The organism is Lactococcus petauri, from assembly GCF_023499275.1.
Taxonomy (GTDB): Bacteria; Bacillota; Bacilli; order Lactobacillales; family Streptococcaceae; genus Lactococcus; species Lactococcus petauri.
In genome coordinates, this window is the sequence record NZ_CP094882.1 from 1,117,826 (window position 1) to 1,134,941 (window position 17,116).

The 17,116-nt window shown below is 37.6% G+C and carries 16 protein-coding genes; all 16 read right to left on the minus strand.

Translation table 11 applies throughout. The annotated features are described in order from the left end of the window. Positions 1-109: 109 nt before the first annotated feature. The 16 genes from alsS to lgb_RS05565 all read right to left on the minus strand — a co-directional run bounded on the left by alsS (position 110) and on the right by lgb_RS05565 (position 17,104). Positions 110-1,777, minus strand: a complete 1,668-nt coding sequence (gene alsS, locus lgb_RS05490; RefSeq protein ID WP_019293981.1) for an acetolactate synthase AlsS — start codon at positions 1,775-1,777, stop codon at positions 110-112. Between the two features lie 199 nt (positions 1,778-1,976). Then, a complete protein-coding gene (locus tag lgb_RS05495; RefSeq protein WP_019293982.1) occupies positions 1,977-3,218 on the minus strand; it encodes a tetratricopeptide repeat protein in 1,242 nt (413 codons plus the stop codon). After that, positions 3,218-4,399 carry an AI-2E family transporter gene (locus lgb_RS05500; protein ID WP_019293983.1) on the minus strand — a complete coding sequence of 394 codons (1,182 nt, stop codon included), beginning with the start codon at positions 4,397-4,399 and terminating at the stop codon, positions 3,218-3,220. Before lgb_RS05500 ends, lgb_RS05495 begins: the two co-directional genes overlap by 1 nt. Positions 4,400-4,514: 115 nt before the next feature. Then, entirely contained in the window at positions 4,515-5,132 is a 618-nt protein-coding gene (locus lgb_RS05505) for a class I SAM-dependent methyltransferase (protein WP_242810656.1), read from the minus strand. 697 nt (positions 5,133-5,829) lie between these two features. Then, positions 5,830-7,560 carry a DUF262 domain-containing protein gene (locus lgb_RS05510; RefSeq protein ID WP_019293985.1) on the minus strand — a complete coding sequence of 577 codons (1,731 nt, stop codon included), beginning with the start codon at positions 7,558-7,560 and terminating at the stop codon, positions 5,830-5,832. Next, positions 7,557-8,963 (minus strand): 23S rRNA (uracil(1939)-C(5))-methyltransferase RlmD, encoded by a 1,407-nt coding sequence (gene rlmD / locus lgb_RS05515; protein ID WP_019293986.1) that lies wholly within the window; start codon positions 8,961-8,963, stop codon positions 7,557-7,559. The genes lgb_RS05510 and rlmD overlap by 4 nt, the downstream gene beginning before the upstream one ends. A gap of 6 nt (positions 8,964-8,969) precedes the next feature. Beyond that, positions 8,970-9,734, minus strand: a complete 765-nt coding sequence (locus lgb_RS05520; RefSeq protein WP_019293987.1) for an HAD-IIB family hydrolase — start codon at positions 9,732-9,734, stop codon at positions 8,970-8,972. A 163-nt stretch (positions 9,735-9,897) separates the two neighbouring features. Further along, the gene (locus lgb_RS05525; RefSeq protein ID WP_019293988.1) at positions 9,898-10,668 is read right to left on the minus strand and encodes a Nif3-like dinuclear metal center hexameric protein; all 771 of its coding nucleotides are present in this window, start codon (positions 10,666-10,668) and stop codon (positions 9,898-9,900) included. Then, entirely contained in the window at positions 10,665-11,342 is a 678-nt protein-coding gene (locus lgb_RS05530; RefSeq protein ID WP_019293989.1) for a tRNA (adenine(22)-N(1))-methyltransferase, read from the minus strand. The genes lgb_RS05525 and lgb_RS05530 overlap by 4 nt, the downstream gene beginning before the upstream one ends. Next, on the minus strand, positions 11,335-11,979 hold the full coding sequence (gene nth, locus lgb_RS05535; protein ID WP_019293990.1) for an endonuclease III: 645 nt from the start codon (positions 11,977-11,979) through the stop codon (positions 11,335-11,337). The genes lgb_RS05530 and nth overlap by 8 nt, the downstream gene beginning before the upstream one ends. 1 nt (position 11,980) lies before the next feature. Next, positions 11,981-12,655: a DnaD domain-containing protein gene (locus lgb_RS05540; protein WP_019293991.1), complete on the minus strand. Its 675-nt coding sequence runs from the start codon at positions 12,653-12,655 to the stop codon at positions 11,981-11,983. A gap of 61 nt (positions 12,656-12,716) precedes the next feature. Continuing rightward, positions 12,717-12,884, minus strand: a complete 168-nt coding sequence (locus lgb_RS05545) for a hypothetical protein (RefSeq protein WP_019293992.1) — start codon at positions 12,882-12,884, stop codon at positions 12,717-12,719. 181 nt (positions 12,885-13,065) lie between these two features. Further along, positions 13,066-13,905, minus strand: a complete 840-nt coding sequence (locus lgb_RS05550; protein WP_019293993.1) for an aldo/keto reductase — start codon at positions 13,903-13,905, stop codon at positions 13,066-13,068. Positions 13,906-14,040: 135 nt separating this feature from the next. Then, positions 14,041-14,484, minus strand: coding sequence for a peptide-methionine (R)-S-oxide reductase MsrB (gene msrB, locus lgb_RS05555; protein WP_019293994.1), 444 nt, complete (start codon positions 14,482-14,484; stop codon positions 14,041-14,043). Between the two features lie 141 nt (positions 14,485-14,625). Then, positions 14,626-15,480 carry a helix-turn-helix domain-containing protein gene (locus lgb_RS05560; protein WP_080567257.1) on the minus strand — a complete coding sequence of 285 codons (855 nt, stop codon included), beginning with the start codon at positions 15,478-15,480 and terminating at the stop codon, positions 14,626-14,628. Between the two features lie 346 nt (positions 15,481-15,826). Beyond that, entirely contained in the window at positions 15,827-17,104 is a 1,278-nt protein-coding gene (locus lgb_RS05565) for a 2-hydroxycarboxylate transporter family protein (RefSeq protein ID WP_017371074.1), read from the minus strand. Positions 17,105-17,116 lie beyond the last annotated feature (12 nt).

Sequence of the window (17,116 nt, forward strand, 5' to 3'; positions counted from 1 at the left end):
ACCTTTATTATATACTATAATTTACAATAGAGAACTATAAGGAAGAAAAAACTTGATAATACTGACATTATCAAGTTTTTTACTTATTTTTATTCTTTATTCAATGTTATCAATAAAATTCCTCAGGCAAAAGCGTATCCGCTAATTTAATATTGTCTGAGTAATCGATAGGAACATCAATAACGACTGGTCCTGTGCTGTCAGGGATTGATTCTAAGAGTTCTTTGAGTTCTTCTGCGCTGTGGACACGATAGCCTTTAGCACCCATAGCATCTGCATATTTCACATAGTCAACACTACCGAAGTTTACACCTGCTGCACGGCCGTATTTTTTCTCTTCTTGGAATTTAACCATGTCATAGTGACCATCGTTCCAGATGATGTGGATCAATGGTAAGTTAAGGCGAACGGCAACTTCAAGTTCTTGACCGGTGAAGAGGAAACCTCCATCACCAGAGTGAGAATAAACTTTGTGTCCTGGGCGGAGCAAGCCAGCTGTAATTCCCCAAGGCAAAGCTACACCGAGTGTTTGCATACCATTTGAGAAGAGCAAGTGACGTGGTTCATAAGAACGGAAGTAACGTGCCATCCAGATATAGAGTGAGCCAACGTCAACAGTCACAGTTTCATCATCTTTAACGACTTCTTGGAAAGTACTTACCAAGTCGAGTGGGTGCAAACGTCCTTCTTCAGCTGCTTCAACATCAAATTCGTGTTGGTTAATCACGTCACGCAGACCTTTAAGGTATTCAACTGAACCCTCTGGCAAGTTGTAACCACGGACTGCTGGCAAAAGATTTTCCAATGTTTGAGCGATATCACCAATCAATTCACGTTCTGGTTGGTAATAAGTATCAATCTCAGCAATGGCGTTGTCAATAACAACGATACGGCTATCAATTTCGGCATTCCAGTTGCGTGCTTCATACTCGATTGGGTCATAACCAACAGCAATGACTAAGTCTGAACGTTTGAGCAACATATCTCCCGGTTGGTTACGGAAAAGACCGATACGACCGAAGAATGTATGTTCAAGGTCACGCGAAATCACACCTGCACCTTGGAAAGTTTCAACGACTGGAATAGATACGTGTGAAAGTAAGTTACGCAAAGCTTTGGCCACTTTTTCATCTGAACCACCAGCACCGACAAGGATAACAGGCAATACAGCATTTTTAATCGCTTGCGCTAAATAGTTGATGTCATCAATTGAGGCATTACCCATCTTAGGATCTGACAAAGGTTTAATGGCATTCACTGAAACTTCTGAATCAGTCACGTCTTGTGGGATAGATAAGAAACTTGAACCTGCACGACCGCCTTTAGCGATACGGTAAGCATTGGCTACTGTTTCAGAAATTGTTGATGGATCCAAGATTTCTTGTGAATATTTTGAAGCAGGCGCCATCATTTGAGCATTGTCCATAGATTGGTGTGCACGTTTCAAACGATCAGCGCGTTTTACTTGTCCACCAATAGCAAGGATCGCATCTCCTTCAGATGTTGCTGTCAAAAGTGGCGTTGCCAAGTTTGATACACCAGGTCCAGAAGTAACCAAAACAACACCAGGTTCACCAGTGATACGTCCCACAGCTTGTGCCATAAAAGCAGCACCTTGCTCATGGTGAGTAATGATTAATTCTGGCGCTTTTGGATCATGCTCCAAGCGGTCGAATACGCGGTCAATTTTGGCACCGGGGATACCAAAAACATATTTTACATTATGGTTAATTAAACTATCTACAACTAAGTCTGAGCCGAATTTTTTATCAGTCATTTCTTCTCCATTTCAATTAAGATTCACAATCTTCACAATCAATTTTAGCAGAAAACATTTTAATTTACAAAAATCGCGCTTGAAGAATGTATATGTAGTCTGCTTTCACAAGATTTCTACACCTAAAACGCTTACATCTCCTTCTATGAAATATTACAGACTTTGTAATCTTACTTCAATAAAAAAAACCATTGCTCGATTACTCGAACAACAGTCCTCTCATTTCTTCATCTTCTGGCACGAGTTCCAGATATTGTTTAATATAGGTTTGCGCCTTCTCATTTTGTCCGATTTGCAAAAGGAAATCCACATAATCCTTCAAGAAATCTGGATTATCAGTCAAGGCAGTCGACAAGAGCTCTGTATAGAGCGCTTCTGCTTGTGCATCATTTTCCAACTCTTTATGGGATTGGGCAAATAACCACTGCGCTAAGAGATGTTCTTCTTCTAACAACTCTTCCAAGCGAATCACTGCTTCAAAGTCTGACTCGTTGAAATAAAGGTTTGCCAGGAGGAATACTGTTTCGTCATGGAGCTCAGCAACATTGAGCGCATCCATCAAGTATCGTTCTGCAGCTGCTTGATCTTTTTGACTATAAGCTAGCTTCGAGAGAAAATGCAACAGTAAAGCCGAATTTGGATTTTTCAATAAACCATCTTGAGCCACACGGGCAGCTTCATCAAACTGACGGTCTGCTTCCAGTGTTTGGGCATAGGCTAATTCGTAATTTAGTAAATCTGTATTATAATCTTCTAGCTGTTTGAAATAGCTAATCGCCCGTGCTTGATTGTCCAACTCGCTATAAAGCAAAGCAATCTTGTAAATCGTATCAACAGTTTTATCGAACTCTAAAGACTTTTCTAAAAAGGAAATCGCATTTTCAAAATTCCCTAGATGTGCGTAGGATTCACCGATACGCTGATAAGTAGAGATTTTAGTTTGCTGTAGAATTTCACGTACAGAAAGCTTGGCGTAGTTTTGAATAGCTTCCTGATAGGCGCCCTGCTCGTAATAACTTTCCGCAAGTGCAAACGTAATCAGGGGAGAGTCGGAAAGTTCACGTGCTTCTTCCAGCTTGCTAATGGCCGTCTCAAAGTCGCCTTCAAACTGGTACAAATCCGCAATTTGAATCAAAGCAGCAACATAGTTTTCGTCTCCAACAGGAATTTGATAGAGATAGTTTAAAGCATCATCAATCTGTCCATCATCCTCTGCAATCTCTGCCAGATTAATCAAGTAGTCGGTACTTTCAGGATTGTCACCCAGAATCTTATCATAGACTTGATGGCTCTCATCGATAAAACCCATCATTTGTAAATATTCTGCCAAATCCGCAAGCATTTCTTCATTATCATGCTTGAGCGCATTGCTCAAAGCATTATGCATCCCAATCAAATCACCTTTATGTAGAAAATCAATGGTATCTTCTGAATAAGACATTAGCTCTCCTCTATTTTTTCAAGTTCACTTGTATTGCCTAAATCAACAGGTTGATAAAGTTCCGAAATTTCACGATACCAATCATAGATATGTGTAATAATTACTTTGGCTGCAGCATAGAACGGAATTCCCAGTAGAACGCCCCATAAGCCAAAGACTTTGCCGGCCGTTAAGAGCACAAAGAGAACTGTAATCGGGTGAATGCTCAACTGTTTACCTAAAACTAAAGGCGAAACGAAACGTCCTTCAAGTGTTTGTTCAATGATATAGACAATCAAAACTTTAAGCAACATGATTGGTCCACCCGTTGCTAAACCGATAATCATAGCCGGAATGATGGCCAAGTAGAATCCAAGGAAGGGAATCAAGTTAAAAAGTCCGGATAAGATAGCAAGTGTAATCCCATAACGCAAACCAATGATTGGTAAACCAATCGCAAGCATCAAAGCAACTGCAATGGCCACAATAACTTGACCGCGTACATAGTTTGCAAGTTGTGAATTCATCTCAGTCAAGATTTTTGAAGTATCTTTACGCCAGTTTACTGGTAAAAGATGTGTAATATAGCCGTTCAGGTTTTTTCCGTCACGTAAAAGATAGAAAAGCACGAACGGGAAGATAACCAGTGAAATAAAGACACTTGCTGTACGCGTGATCACATCAGTGATTGAGCTAAAGGCAGCAGTTGAAAAGTTTTTCGACCAGTCCACGATATTATTCCCAAGGGAATCCATGAAATCATCCATTTGTGGGCGGAATTGCTCAAAGTGTCGATTGGTCAACAGTTTATTTACTTCTTCTTGCGCTTGTTCGACGTAGTTAGGTACGTGCTTAGAGAAGCTTGCCACACTATTGGAGATAGAAGGAATGGCGTAAGCCAAGCCCCAAACCAACAATCCAGCAATTAGAATAAAAAGCACAATAATACTGGCAATACGCGGCACACGTTTCTTTTCGAGATAATCAACAATCGGATTAAGCAGGTAATAAAACACAGCTGCTAAAACGACAGGTAATGAAACAATGGTCAGAAAATCTGCAATTGGTGCAAAGATAAAGTTGACTTTGCTGAGTAATAGAATATTAAGTAATAAAAGTAAGACAACTAAGAGTGCCGTCACGACTTTATTATTTACAAACCATTTGAAAAAAACAGAGGCTCTAAAATTTTGTTTTTCCATAGGATTTTTCCCCTTCTAATGTGTAAAATACTGTTTAAATTATAACATAATCCCTGTAATATTGACATCGAAGGTTCTTTTTTTACATAATTTTATTTATATAAAAAAGCTATGTTCACAGCTTTTTTAGTTCATAATATTGAATTTGCAGAAAAATTTTACGTTTCACAATTTTCCAGCCCTTTTTTTGAAAAAGATTTGCCAGCTCTTTAGGGTGATAAACTTTGACATCGCCTTCAGTTGAAAAGCGGTTCAGTCGCCAATTATAAAGCTTTGTCACTATAGGGATATGGATTTCCGCAATCACCAGTCTACCGTCTTGTTTTAACAAACGACTAGCTTCATCTAAAAAGCGATCGGGATGAGGGAAGTGATGAAAGCTGGCGGAACAAGTGATAATATCGAAATTATCCTTCGGAAACGGAACAGCTTCCGCGCTGCCTTGCTTAAAATCAAACTGAGGATGACGTTGGCTGGCAATCTTGACCATTTCAGAAGAAATGTCTAAACCTGCCCCAAAAATGGCTTTCTGCTTACTAATCATAGACAGTAATGTACCATTGGCACAGCCAATATCAAGGATATTGGCATTTCTCGGTACTTCCAAATGTTTGACAATAAATTTTTTGAAAAATGAAGCAAGGAAACCATCAAAGGAATGGTCAAACCGCTGGGCGATATTGTCGTAGAATTTTTCGGATTCTTTTTCGTAGTTATGGTTTTTGTGTGGCATTTTTGGGTCCTTTTTGGTATTGAGTCTTATTTTTTCACCAGCAAAACTATACACTCGCATAACTCAATCTATTAGAAAAGATAATTTTTTATCTTTTCTAATAGATTCAAACAGACACGCAAAACTGTAGAGCTATATATCTAATTATATTAATATTTATTTAAACGGTCTCTTTTATTGTCAGCGTATCTGGGACACGAACAGGTAAAAGCGAGTTACTTGTTCGACGGGACGTATTTATCTAATGTACTATTCAGAAAATTCCCTTTTGAGGAGCATTTTATCCACCAAGGAAGAAAGAAGATTCTGTTTATTTTTTAAAGACTGACTTAAATCATGCTAAATGATAACATAAGGATTATCAAGCAAATTACATTAATAAAAACTTCTTATCGAAACATACTTCAAGTAATAACAATCAGTTGAAATGCAATTACTTGAAAAAGATCTCCTTTGTATATCGGCACAACTTATAAAACGTTAAAATTCAATGAAAGTAAACTGTGTCTTCATCCTTGATTTAAGAAGAAACACCAAAATGGATGGTTATGTCCCACTTCTTTCTATATAATATCTTTTTCTCAGAAATTAATGTCCATCGAAAATACCATTGAAAGTCTAAGCATATTTCATAAGGTTTTCTATAAACTAAACCCGTTAACTCTTAATCAAAGTTGGTAAGTTTTTTAATTATAATTTACTTCTCAGGTAGCGAAAAAATCCTTAAGAATTCTTCAGTTAGAACTTTATTTCTAACAATAATACTTTCTTTATTCCAAATCCCTTTAGCCGTATCAATACTTTCATTAAGGTGTAGACCTAGTTCTAATCCCACTTTATTTCCGTTATCTTCGTACTTCACTTTTTCTATAAAGCTCCTATTCCCAAGTCCTGGATTATACGGCGTTAATGTTAAATTTCCTAATAGATGAACTACTTCATTTTGAATGTTTTCAGCTTGTGACATATCTTCAGAGGAGATCATTTTTTTCCAGTCATCAGTTAATTTTTGAGGAAGAATATGTTCAATTTGCCAGATTAACTTATTTGAATTTTTATCAAACTGGTCCAGTGAATCTGGAGTACCCTTTGTAAAAATCTTGTTAGGGAATGATCTCTCTAGATTTATTAAAATGAATCGTGCTGTTTTTGTATTCTTATCATAGAGACCATCCTCTAATGCAATTTGCATTTGAGAATTGCTAGGGGTCATCTCACGTAAAGCACCTTGCACAGCAGCAAAAAGATCCTTTCCAATCAATGACTCTTCAAAAATTCTATTTTTCAACTCAAATAAACGTTGACGTACATTAGAAGCTTTGGGTACTAATGCAACATTTCTTCGGACATAGAAATTTATTAAAGAAGATATTATTCTATTCCAATACTCTTCAATCTCAAGAGATTCTTTATTCTTAAGAACATACATCAAGAAAGGATAGGCAGTTGTACTATCTAATTGAGCAAGTCCCGAAAGTGAATAATCAAATTGTTTAAAATCAGAATTTGCTATTTCTTTAAAAACATTGGCATTTTCAATCAGCGTGTCTATATAGTTTTTCTCTTTGAAAATTTCAGTGTACTCTTTTACAAGTCGACCTTTTGTAATACTTGAAGCAGTTTTCATATTATGAAAAGCATCATAGTTATTTAAGATAAACTGTGTCATTTTCCTATCATCAAGCTCGTCATCAATAGAAAATAGGTCTCTTAGCTCATTCCACTTATTTATATCGCCATTTTTACTTAAAAATATATTCTTGAGTAAATCTAATGGAGTTAGAGGTAAACCTTTAGAATTCAAACTTGCAAAGACTTGATAAGCATCACTTAAATCTGGAACAGATATTTGTAATAACTCCACGTTATTAAGTTTATGATAATACCCTAAAAGTTCAGATACATCTGTAAAATCAGAAAAAAGCTTATCTTTAATAAAACCGTATCTCTTTGAAAAAGCATATTTCCCCCACCTTCCTGGCTCTTTTTTATTTAGTACTGATTTGGCTAAATCAGTCCAAATTTCTTGATCTTTATCCAAAAGTGTAAGTCTTACATTACCAGTTCTTGAAAAAATAACTTGACGTTTAATATCTGTCGTTGCCTCATAAATATCTTCTTTTAGTGATTCCGAAAGATCTTCTTCCTTTCTAAAATCAACAAATTTTTCATAAGCTGCTAGCAAAAATAAGGACAAAGTTGTTAGTCTTTGTTGTCCATCTATCACGTTATTATTTCCATCTTCAGAATTGATTAGGAGATTTCCAACATAATAACCAGTTTCTTCAAATTTAATGTCATTGAATAATGTTTCAATTTGTTCCTCCTTCCACGAATAGTTTCTCTGATAAACTGGAATTGTATAGATATTCTCAGAGCTAGTTTGAAAAATGGTTGCAAGTGTTTTAGTTTCTGGTGTTATCTTCATCTACGTTCTCCTTTTTTAATCTTGACCAACAATCCCACACACTCCACATGCTTCGTCTGCGGGAAAAGATCAACAGGTTGTACTTTTTCCAAAAGATAACCTTCTTCTTCAAAGCGGACGACATCACGCGCAAATGTTGCTGGATTGCATGAGATATAGACCACGACTCGCGCTTGGGTAGCTGTGGCCGCTTTGATAAAGCTTTCGTCTAGACCCTTACGTGGTGGATCAACGAAGATAATATCAGGTTGGATACCGTCTTGTAACCATTGTGGCATTACTTCTTCTGCTGGTCCTACTTCGTACTGCGCATTTGTAATACCATTCAGCGCTGCATTGGTCTTGGCGTTTTCTACTGCTTCTGGTATGATTTCCATACCATACACCTGTGCGACCTTATCTGCCATTCCAAGGCCGATCGTACCGATACCGGAATAAGCATCAATCACAACATCTTCGGCTTTCAAATCTGCAAAATCATAAGCCAACTGATAGAGTTTTTCTGCCTGTGCTGTGTTGACTTGATAGAAAGCACGGGCCGAGATTTGGAAGTCTTTACCTAACATGCTGTCCGTTATATAATCTTTACCTGAGAGCAGTTTGAACTTAGAGCCAAAGATCGCATTCCCTGTTGAGGTGTTAATACTGAGCTGGAAAGAGTCCACTTTATTACTGTATTCAGCCACAAGTTCTGAAAGTCCCGTGAATTTCTCTTTAGTCACAACCAAAATCAGCATCATTTGGCCGCTGTGATGACCGCGACGAATCACGATATTGCGTACAATACCTCGTTTCGTTTGCTCATCATAAGGCGGAATATTGAGCTTGATTAAACTCTCCCGCACCTGATTGACTAACTCATCAATTTCTGGATTTTGGATATAAAAATCACGGATTGGCACTAAATCGTGTGAGTTTTTTCGGAAAAAGCCCGTTTCTGTTTTACCATTGATGCTACGCACAGGCACCTGTGCTTTATTACGATATTGGCTTTCTTGCTCCGCACCTAAAGTGTCAAGAACCGGAAAGTCTGGCTTATGTGCATTTTTACGAAGTACATCAACAACTTGTTTATGTTTAAAGTGAAGCTGGGCTGAATAAGTCATGTGCCCAAAGTCAGCAATTCCTGTGCGGAGATAGGTCATATTGACATCTTGCACACGATCTGGTGATTGGCTGAACCATTCTTCAACCTTGCCAAAGCCGAAGTTTTTTCCGACTTTTAGGACTTTTATTTTAATCTCTTCACCGGGTAAGGCATTTTCAACAAAAAAAGGGAAGTTATCTGCTTTGATAACTCCTTGCCCTTCATGTGTTAAGTCAAGGACTGTTCCTTGAATCACTTCATTTTTCTGGAATTTTTTCATGCTTTTATGATAGCATACCCGCTTGATAAAGTCCAATGTCTTTCATCCCCTGCTATCAAGAATCAATTTCTCCAAAAAAGCAGTAATTTTTTCACTCTCTGCAGGCAGATGCTCCTGGCTCACCTGAAGAACTTCTGGATTATCTCCTACAGAAATTGCAAGCTTGGCATGTGCGAGTAATTTTACATCATTTTTATCATTGCCAAAGCCGATATAGTTAGTTTGTCCCATGACTTCCGATAACACCTGATATTTATTGATGTTTTTTGCCGTAATCACGAGTTCCTCTACATCGGAATGGTATAAAACAGCCAGTTCTTCGCCTGTATCGAATTCCTGATAAAATTTTGGTGTCACACCAAATATGATGATTTTGATAACATCTTCATAACTCAAGTCGACGTTTTGAGCTTTGTGGGCGGTATCCAATTTATTAAGTATGTTTGTTTGAGTAGAAACTTTTGCACTGTAATTCCAATCATAATCTATAACATATTCTAGCTTTCGCAACTCTATAAAAGTTACGATTTTTTCTACACTATTGGGTGTGATAGTTTGGGTAGAGAAAATGCGTTGCTTCATGCGGACAATACTACCATTTCCGCCAATCAAATCATTGTCGGGGAAGTCTTCCAAAAGCGACAACATGTCACGTACGGGACGGGCTGAAGCAAAGATTATTTTGACCCTTTCATCCAGTTGACGTAATTTTTCCAGTATATTTGCTTCGATTTCGTAACCATTAAAAACAATTGTCCCGTCCAAGTCAAACACCAATGCATCATAACTTTCTTTCTTAAAATCCATTCTCTTTCTCCATCATTGTCTCTCTCAACTTATTTTAACAGACATGAGCTTTTTTTAGAGCTATGCGAAACCCGATGCAGCTTTTATTTGGGAAATGGTTCGGCATTTGCGCTTATAAAATGAAAAAACTCCATGACCTGTAAAGTATCATAAAGTTTTGAATTTAAATATCAAAGAATGGATTAGTATTTTCTTTACTTTCAATAATTTCAACATCTGTGCCAAAGCTAGCTAGTTTTTCAGCGACTTTTGGGATAAAGAGATGTTCCAAGTAATGACCAGGATCAAGTCCAATAAGCCCTTGCGAAAGCTGGTCATGACCAACGTGATAATATATATCACCCGTAATATAGAGATCTGCAGCTTTGGCTTGGGCTTCCGGCCAAAATTTGCCGCCGCTGCCACCACAGATTGCCACACGTTGAATAGTCTGGCTCAAAGAGCGATCATAAGTCACCAAACGCAGATGATCTAAAGCAAAAGTTTGTTTCATTTTTTCTGAAAAATCAGCCAAGCTCATCGGTGTAATATTTCCAACACGACCTAAACCTTCCGCTGATAAGATTTCCGTATCTTTAATTTCTAAAAGATCACAGAACCAATCGTTCAGGCCACCATCCACAACATCAATATTGGTATGACTTGTATAAACTGCAATACCCGCTTTTATCAAATCAAGGACAATTTTTTCTTGACTGTCCGCATCTGTCAGGTTTGCTAAAGGCCGAAAAATAACCGGATGTTTCGCTAAAATCAAATCCACATCTTTTTCAATAGCTTCTGAAACTGTTTGTTCACGAATATCTAAAGTAACCAAGACCTTTTTTACTGGAGCATCAAGAGAGCCTATCTGTAATCCAACAGGATCGCCTTCAACTGCTAAATCTTTGGGACAAAATTCTTCGTACAAGGCCATGAAATCTCTGATTTTCATTGGAGAACTCCTTCTATTTTTTCTTTTTCTGCTTGAAATGTGGCACGTTTTTCATGATTTTCAGGAAGTCGCTCAAGTATTTTATTTAAAGTATTGAGCTCTTTATTCCACTTTTGACAGAAGACTTCTGATTTTTCTTGGGACAAATATGGTCCAAATTCAAGTTCTGTTTCATTCAGCTCGGCTGTGCCGTGTTCTGCCACAATAATTTCGTAGATTTTCCCTGCTTCCAGAAGTATCTTTTCGGAAGTAATTACAAAATCACGGTCCATAAGCCAAGAACGAAGGCTTTCTTCATGATTATTAGGTTGTAAAATGAGTTCCTCTACTTGGCTCAATTTATCTTTTCCTGCTTCGAGAATTTCGGAGATTAAAATACCACCCATACCAGCAATTACAATGCTTGTGATATTATCACTTTCTTCAAAGGCAGCCAAACCATTGGCTAATCTGACTTCAATCTTCTCTTGCAAGTTCTGCTCAGCCACATGATTATGGGCGATTTGATAAGGTCCTTTAACTACCTCGCCTGCGATGGCAAAGTCAATCTTTTCTTGCTGAATCAAATAGGTAGGTAAATAAGCATGATCACTGCCCACGTCCAGAAGACGACTGTTTGGTTTCACGAGATCTGCAACAGCTTGTAGACGTTTCGAGAGTTTTATTTCATTCATTTAAGTTTTTCTTTCCAAATTTACAGTATTCGAGCACAGGACATTCTTCACACTTTGGTGCACGCGCTGTACAATGATAACGGCCAAAGAAGATGAGATGGTGATGACTTTCCACCCAACGTTCTTCAGGAATCAACCTCATCAACTTCTCTTCAACCTCCAAGACGGAGGCTTTTTGTGGCACAATATCCAAGCGTTTTGAAATCCGTTCAACATGGGTATCAACAGCTATTCCGGGAATACCGTAGGTTTCTCCCAGAACAACATTTGCCGTTTTCCTGCCTACACCTGGCAAGGTTTGTAATAACTTTTTATCTCTTGGCAGTTCACTATTAAAATTTTCTACCAACATTTGGGAAGTCTTGACAATGTTTTTCGCTTTTGTTTTGTAAAGTCCAATCGTTCGGATACATTGTTCAACATCTGCGATATCTGCCTGTGCCAAGCTTTCCGGATCAGGGTATTTAGCAAAAAGTCCCGGTGTTGCCTTGTTCACACCCTTATCTGTTGCTTGGGCGGATAAAATCGTGGCAATTAAAAGTTGAAAGGGTGTTTCCCATTCTAGCTCCCCATGTGCTTCAGGAAACATAGCGACAATGATATCTAAAGCTTCTAAAAATCGTTTCTTACTCAGCATATTATTTTCCGTTCCAGGGCCCATCCATCGGGATATAGAAATCAGTATTTTTATGGTTTTGCGTTGCTTCGTTACGTTCTTCCTTGCGCTGTTCCACTGCTTGGGTACTCATCAAGCCGTCATTACGCCAATTGCGTAAAATGGCTTTGATATAGTTGAGCGAAACCTTGCGGTTCACCACTGCTTCACGTAGGGCAAGTTTAATGAGCTCAAAGTCGTACTTATCTTCAAACAAGAGAATACGAAGCTCTTCGCTTTGCATCGGAGTAATCATGCCCATTTCCGCTTCAAAAATATTGACCAATTCTTGTAGCTGGCTCTTATTTTGTTGTGTTGGTGCAGTTGTTTCTGCATGCTCTTCTTTAGCTAAACCATCCAGTTGGTCTAACTTTTTTAAAGCTGGTGTGACATCAAAAATGGTTTCCATATCTCCAGCAATTCCGAGTAAAGTAACTTTTAAAGAGCCAAACTCTTGAAGGTTGTCAATACTACGATTCACATCGGCAAGTTTTTTTCCTATTTTAGTTGCAATTTCACTTGGTGCTATATCACGATTTTCATATAAATAGAGCCAAACCAAAAAATCCTCTGCCGAAGGAAACACTTGAGCGAAATGCTCCAGCATAGCATGAGGAAGTACGATGTGTCCAGTCATGTAATTTTCATAGTAGGTCATAGTTCTATTTTATCATAAATGCTTCAATCAACCACAGATACATCATCATTGAAATACACATTTAATTTTTAAATTTTTTGACATAAACAAAACGCTCAACAAATGCAAAAATAATAACGATAATTACTGCCAGTGTACTATGAGAATCGACGATTCCTAATACTTTTAGAAGTGCAATAACAACAATTTCAAGTGCAATTAATACGGCGATAGCTACAATGTTTTTCATAAATCTCTCTTATAATTCTTTATTTTTAATAATGATACATGTTATTTTAGCATAAGCAATCCTATAGAACGCTACATCTTGAGACCGATTTATTGGGGGTTAGCTCATTTACAAAATATGATATTGAATAAAAAAGAAACCCTCATTTACTAAGAGTTTCTTTGTTTATTTGATGCTAATTTTAATCAAATTCCTCATATTCATTTGGATCTTGACCATCAATACGTCCGTCTGGTTTTTCCAGAGTATTAATCTGCGCAACTTCATCTTCAGTTAATTCAAAATCAAAAATTGCTAGATTTTTTCGTTGATGGATTAAATTTCTGGATTTTGGAATGGGAACAATGCCACGTTCTACATGCCAACGCAATACAACTTGACCTGCTGTCTTCCCATACTTTTCAGCCAGACTTGTGATAATGGGCTCTTCAAGAGCATCATTTCCTCGCCCTAATGGACTCCAGGCTTCCGTGATGATACCACGCTCAGCGTTGGCTTTCACCATACGCTCTTGCACCCAATAGGGGTGGATTTCGATTTGGTTAACGGCTGGAGTAACGCCTGTTTCAGTAATAATTTTGTCTAAATGCTCGGGTTCAAAATTTGAAACACCAATAGAGCGTATTAAGCCCATTTTTTGAGCTTGGATTAAAGCCTTCCAGGCTTCCACATATAGTCCACGTTTTGGCAAAGGCCAGTGAATCAGATATAAATCAAAATACTCCAAGCCCATCCGATAGAGCGATTCTTGAATCATGGCCAAAGCATCTTCATAATGATGATATTTTCCCGGTAACTTCGTTGTCACGAAAAACTCTGAACGCGGAAGACCTGAGCGACGAATGGCTTCACCAACTATCCCCTCACTGTCATAGTTGGTTGATGTATCCAAAAGACGGTAACCACTCTGGATAGCTGTCAAAACCTGATCCAGACCTTCTCCGCCCCTTATCTGGTATGTTCCTAAACCTACAGACGGTAGCAAATGACCATCATTCATCGTTATTAAAGGTGTTTTCATTAGTAAATCCTCCTTATAGTTGAATTTCCACAGAAAATAAACACATATTCTCTATATTTTCATTCTAACATAGGACAGAGTTGAAGAAAAAATACCTGTTTATTAATTTTGGACGACGAGGTTTTATTTTTCCAACTATTCTTTGCCAAACAAGAATTTATATTCGCCGTAGCCTTCTTCTTCTAACTTTTCAACCGGGATAAATCTTAAAGCCGCAGCATTTATACAATAACGCAATCCTCCTTGATCCTGTGGCCCATCATTGAACACATGTCCTAAGTGAGAATCAGCCTCCTTACTTCTTACTTCCACACGATGCATGCCTAATGAAAAGTCAGCTTTTTCTTTGACCCCGCGTTTTTCTATGGGGTGAGTAAATGACGGCCAGCCACAACCAGCATCATATTTATCAGTTGAACTAAAGAGCGGTTCCCCGCTGACCACATCAACATAAATTCCCTCTTGATAAAAATCATCGTATTTTCCTGAAAAAGGACGTTCAGTTGCATTTTCTTGAGTCACTGCATATTCTATGTCAGACAATCTTTGCTTGAGTTCTTCTTTTGAAGGTTTTTCCATTATAAACACCGCCTTATCTGTTTTTCTCCCTTTATTATAGCACTCTCACAATAAAAAGTAGTTTGTTCTGTCTGTAATTTCTCCTTGAAGTTCTTTATTATAGCAGCATAAAAAACACCACTTATCTAAAGTGGCATTTCTTCATCTTTGAACTCTAGTTTTTAGCAATGCAATGCGGCGTACAATGACATTTTTTAACTTTATCGCACCCATATTGTCCATCACTTCGAGACAACCTGCTATAATTTTTTCACCTTTACTTCGACTTTCAAAAGCGTAGGTATAACATCCTTTTAAAACACGAGCGATCGCCTTACTTGTCAAATCTGATTCCACAGCGAGACTGTTCAACCGTGATAAAACAATCCCTGCTTTTGTATCACATTCTGCTTCAATAAATACTAATTCGGCCTTAATCAAAATATTAATCAGCAATGCACGATATTCATGAAGTACTTTTAAGTATTTAAAAACATTTTTATTTTTAAAAAATGTTTCGATAATATTCCAGACCAAGTTTAGGTTGAGTTGTTCCAAAGTGTGGATGAGGATATATAATTCATACAACCCCCAAAGTGGCCCTACTGATAAAAGAGATTCGACTTCTTGGATCTCTTTTTCCGACAGCTGAGTGTAAGTTGCTTTGGCACTTAAAGCAATCATATAGGTAGATTCATTCTCATATTCGAGATTTTTTTCATACAGATGTTGGAGTTCTGCCTCATCTTGATTATAATATGCATCTTCAATATTTTGAAACTGTGTAATAAAATATTCAGGTAAGCCGTTATTTACAAGCAAGGAATAATCCAAAATAGTAAGATTCATACTTTCTAGAAGCGCTTCAAGCTTGTCAAAAGATACTAGAGATTTCCCATTTTCAAACTGTGAAATCGTTGCTTTAGAAACCCCACTTAGTGTATTCAACTCTGATAGACTCATATTTTTTTGTAATCTTAAGTTGCGGAATATTTTTCCATACTTACTATAAATCATTTTACACCAAACCTACTTTCGAGCTTACGAAGTAGATAATCATTATCTACTTCGTAAGCTCTCACTTTCCAAGATAAAATTATATCTTTTTTGTTCTTAGGAGTATATACCAAACAGGATATGTTTAGAATGCTAAACATAGTATGCTTACCTTAGATTTTGGCTTGTCACTTGAGGAGTCTTTTTGTTATGATTGAAAGTTATTCGAAAAGTAATTTTGGTTTCTTCTATTATAATGGTAGTGGCAAGTATTTCTCTTTAAATACGATAAAAAAACGAGGTTTTACAGGACCTCGTTTTAGTTCATTATTATTTTGTTATTATATTACTTTGATTGGAGGATCAATTAGTAAAAGAAGCGAATGAGTATACCACCCATGATGAGGACAATGGCACCACACAAACGGTTGGCCATTTGTGCGAAGGCAATCATTTCCATACGATCAGAGGCAGAGAGAACAGCGATATTACCTGTTCCACCCATAGAGTTGTTGATCATACCAGCCCCAATAGCTGTTTCGACAGGGTACATACCTAAGGCAAGGCCTAAGAACCAGCTTGTTAAGCCCATAGCAATAACACTTGTCAGACAAAGCACAATAAATTGCCATGTCAAAGCAGAACCTAGTGTGGTCAAATCAATCAATGCCAAACCAATACCTGCTAATACCGCATGTGTAAGATTGGTCATGATGATTTGGTTAAACATCACCACTGATTCTTCCAACTCTTTTGGTACAGCATCAAAGGCTTTGAGAACAAAGACGATGATGATCATAAAGGCATATTCATGGATATTTGGGAAGAATTTGTTTAAAATCACACCCACCATGAGTAGAGTAAAGGCATAAAGCATACCGACACCAATTTTAGTGGCATCAAATTCAATTTTAGGTTTTGCGAGTTCTTCTTTTGTTGCAGAAACTAAAGTTCCGTGACCATTGTATTTTGATTTCGCAAAGATTTTAGAAATAGAAAGCGCCCCAATGATGGCAATAATATTCCCAAAGGTTACTGCGGGAGCAAGTTGAGAGAAAATTGCGGTTTGGTTACCATTGGCTAAACCATCAGCATAGATTTGTGATAAAGGAGTAATTCCGGCTCCCATACCACCAGACATCATAGGCATTGAAACATACATGACAGAGTCTGCAAATCCATTGCCAAGCAAGACACCCATACCACCAACAGCGAAGAAACCAACAACCATTGTCACCAAAGCAACAGGGATAAATTTAGCTGAAGCTTTGACAAGCAAACTTCTATTCATTCCCAAGATTGACCCACAAATCAAGGCTGCAATATAGAAATCAAGAAAACCAAATTGACCGCCCATAAATTTGCCTACTGCATCAATCACATTTGCAGGAATAATATGGAAAAAGGATAAGAGAGTTGCACCTAACAAAGTGAAGACTGACCCACCACCCAAATATGAATTCATAATCGGTAATTTTTCACCAATAAAGTAAAGCAAGTGCCCCAATAGTACTAATAGGAGTGTAATCCCCACCATGTTAAGTGGCAATTTCCCTAAACCTATCGTCACTGCCAACACAATCATAAAAAAGGCATAGAGAGGAAGACTTATTCCTGAAATTTTTATTTCTTTTAATTTTTTCATTTTAATCCATTA

Bases quoted from the DNA above. Each gene is read 5' to 3' on its own strand.
- alsS (WP_019293981.1), bottom strand. From the start codon at position 1,777: ATGACTGATAAAAAATTCGGCTCAGACTTAGTTGTAGATAGTTTAATT.
- lgb_RS05495 (WP_019293982.1), bottom strand. From the start codon at position 3,218: ATGTCTTATTCAGAAGATACCATTGATTTTCTACATAAAGGTGATTTG.
- lgb_RS05500 (WP_019293983.1), bottom strand. From the start codon at position 4,399: ATGGAAAAACAAAATTTTAGAGCCTCTGTTTTTTTCAAATGGTTTGTA.
- lgb_RS05505 (WP_242810656.1), bottom strand. From the start codon at position 5,132: ATGCCACACAAAAACCATAACTACGAAAAAGAATCCGAAAAATTCTAC.
- lgb_RS05510 (WP_019293985.1), bottom strand. From the start codon at position 7,560: ATGAAGATAACACCAGAAACTAAAACACTTGCAACCATTTTTCAAACT.
- lgb_RS05520 (WP_019293987.1), bottom strand. From the start codon at position 9,734: ATGGATTTTAAGAAAGAAAGTTATGATGCATTGGTGTTTGACTTGGAC.
- lgb_RS05525 (WP_019293988.1), bottom strand. From the start codon at position 10,668: ATGAAAATCAGAGATTTCATGGCCTTGTACGAAGAATTTTGTCCCAAA.
- lgb_RS05530 (WP_019293989.1), bottom strand. From the start codon at position 11,342: ATGAATGAAATAAAACTCTCGAAACGTCTACAAGCTGTTGCAGATCTC.
- nth (WP_019293990.1), bottom strand. From the start codon at position 11,979: ATGCTGAGTAAGAAACGATTTTTAGAAGCTTTAGATATCATTGTCGCT.
- lgb_RS05540 (WP_019293991.1), bottom strand. From the start codon at position 12,655: ATGACCTACTATGAAAATTACATGACTGGACACATCGTACTTCCTCAT.
- lgb_RS05545 (WP_019293992.1), bottom strand. From the start codon at position 12,884: ATGAAAAACATTGTAGCTATCGCCGTATTAATTGCACTTGAAATTGTT.
- lgb_RS05550 (WP_019293993.1), bottom strand. From the start codon at position 13,905: ATGAAAACACCTTTAATAACGATGAATGATGGTCATTTGCTACCGTCT.
- msrB (WP_019293994.1), bottom strand. From the start codon at position 14,484: ATGGAAAAACCTTCAAAAGAAGAACTCAAGCAAAGATTGTCTGACATA.
- lgb_RS05560 (WP_080567257.1), bottom strand. From the start codon at position 15,480: ATGATTTATAGTAAGTATGGAAAAATATTCCGCAACTTAAGATTACAA.
- lgb_RS05565 (WP_017371074.1), bottom strand. From the start codon at position 17,104: ATGAAAAAATTAAAAGAAATAAAAATTTCAGGAATAAGTCTTCCTCTC.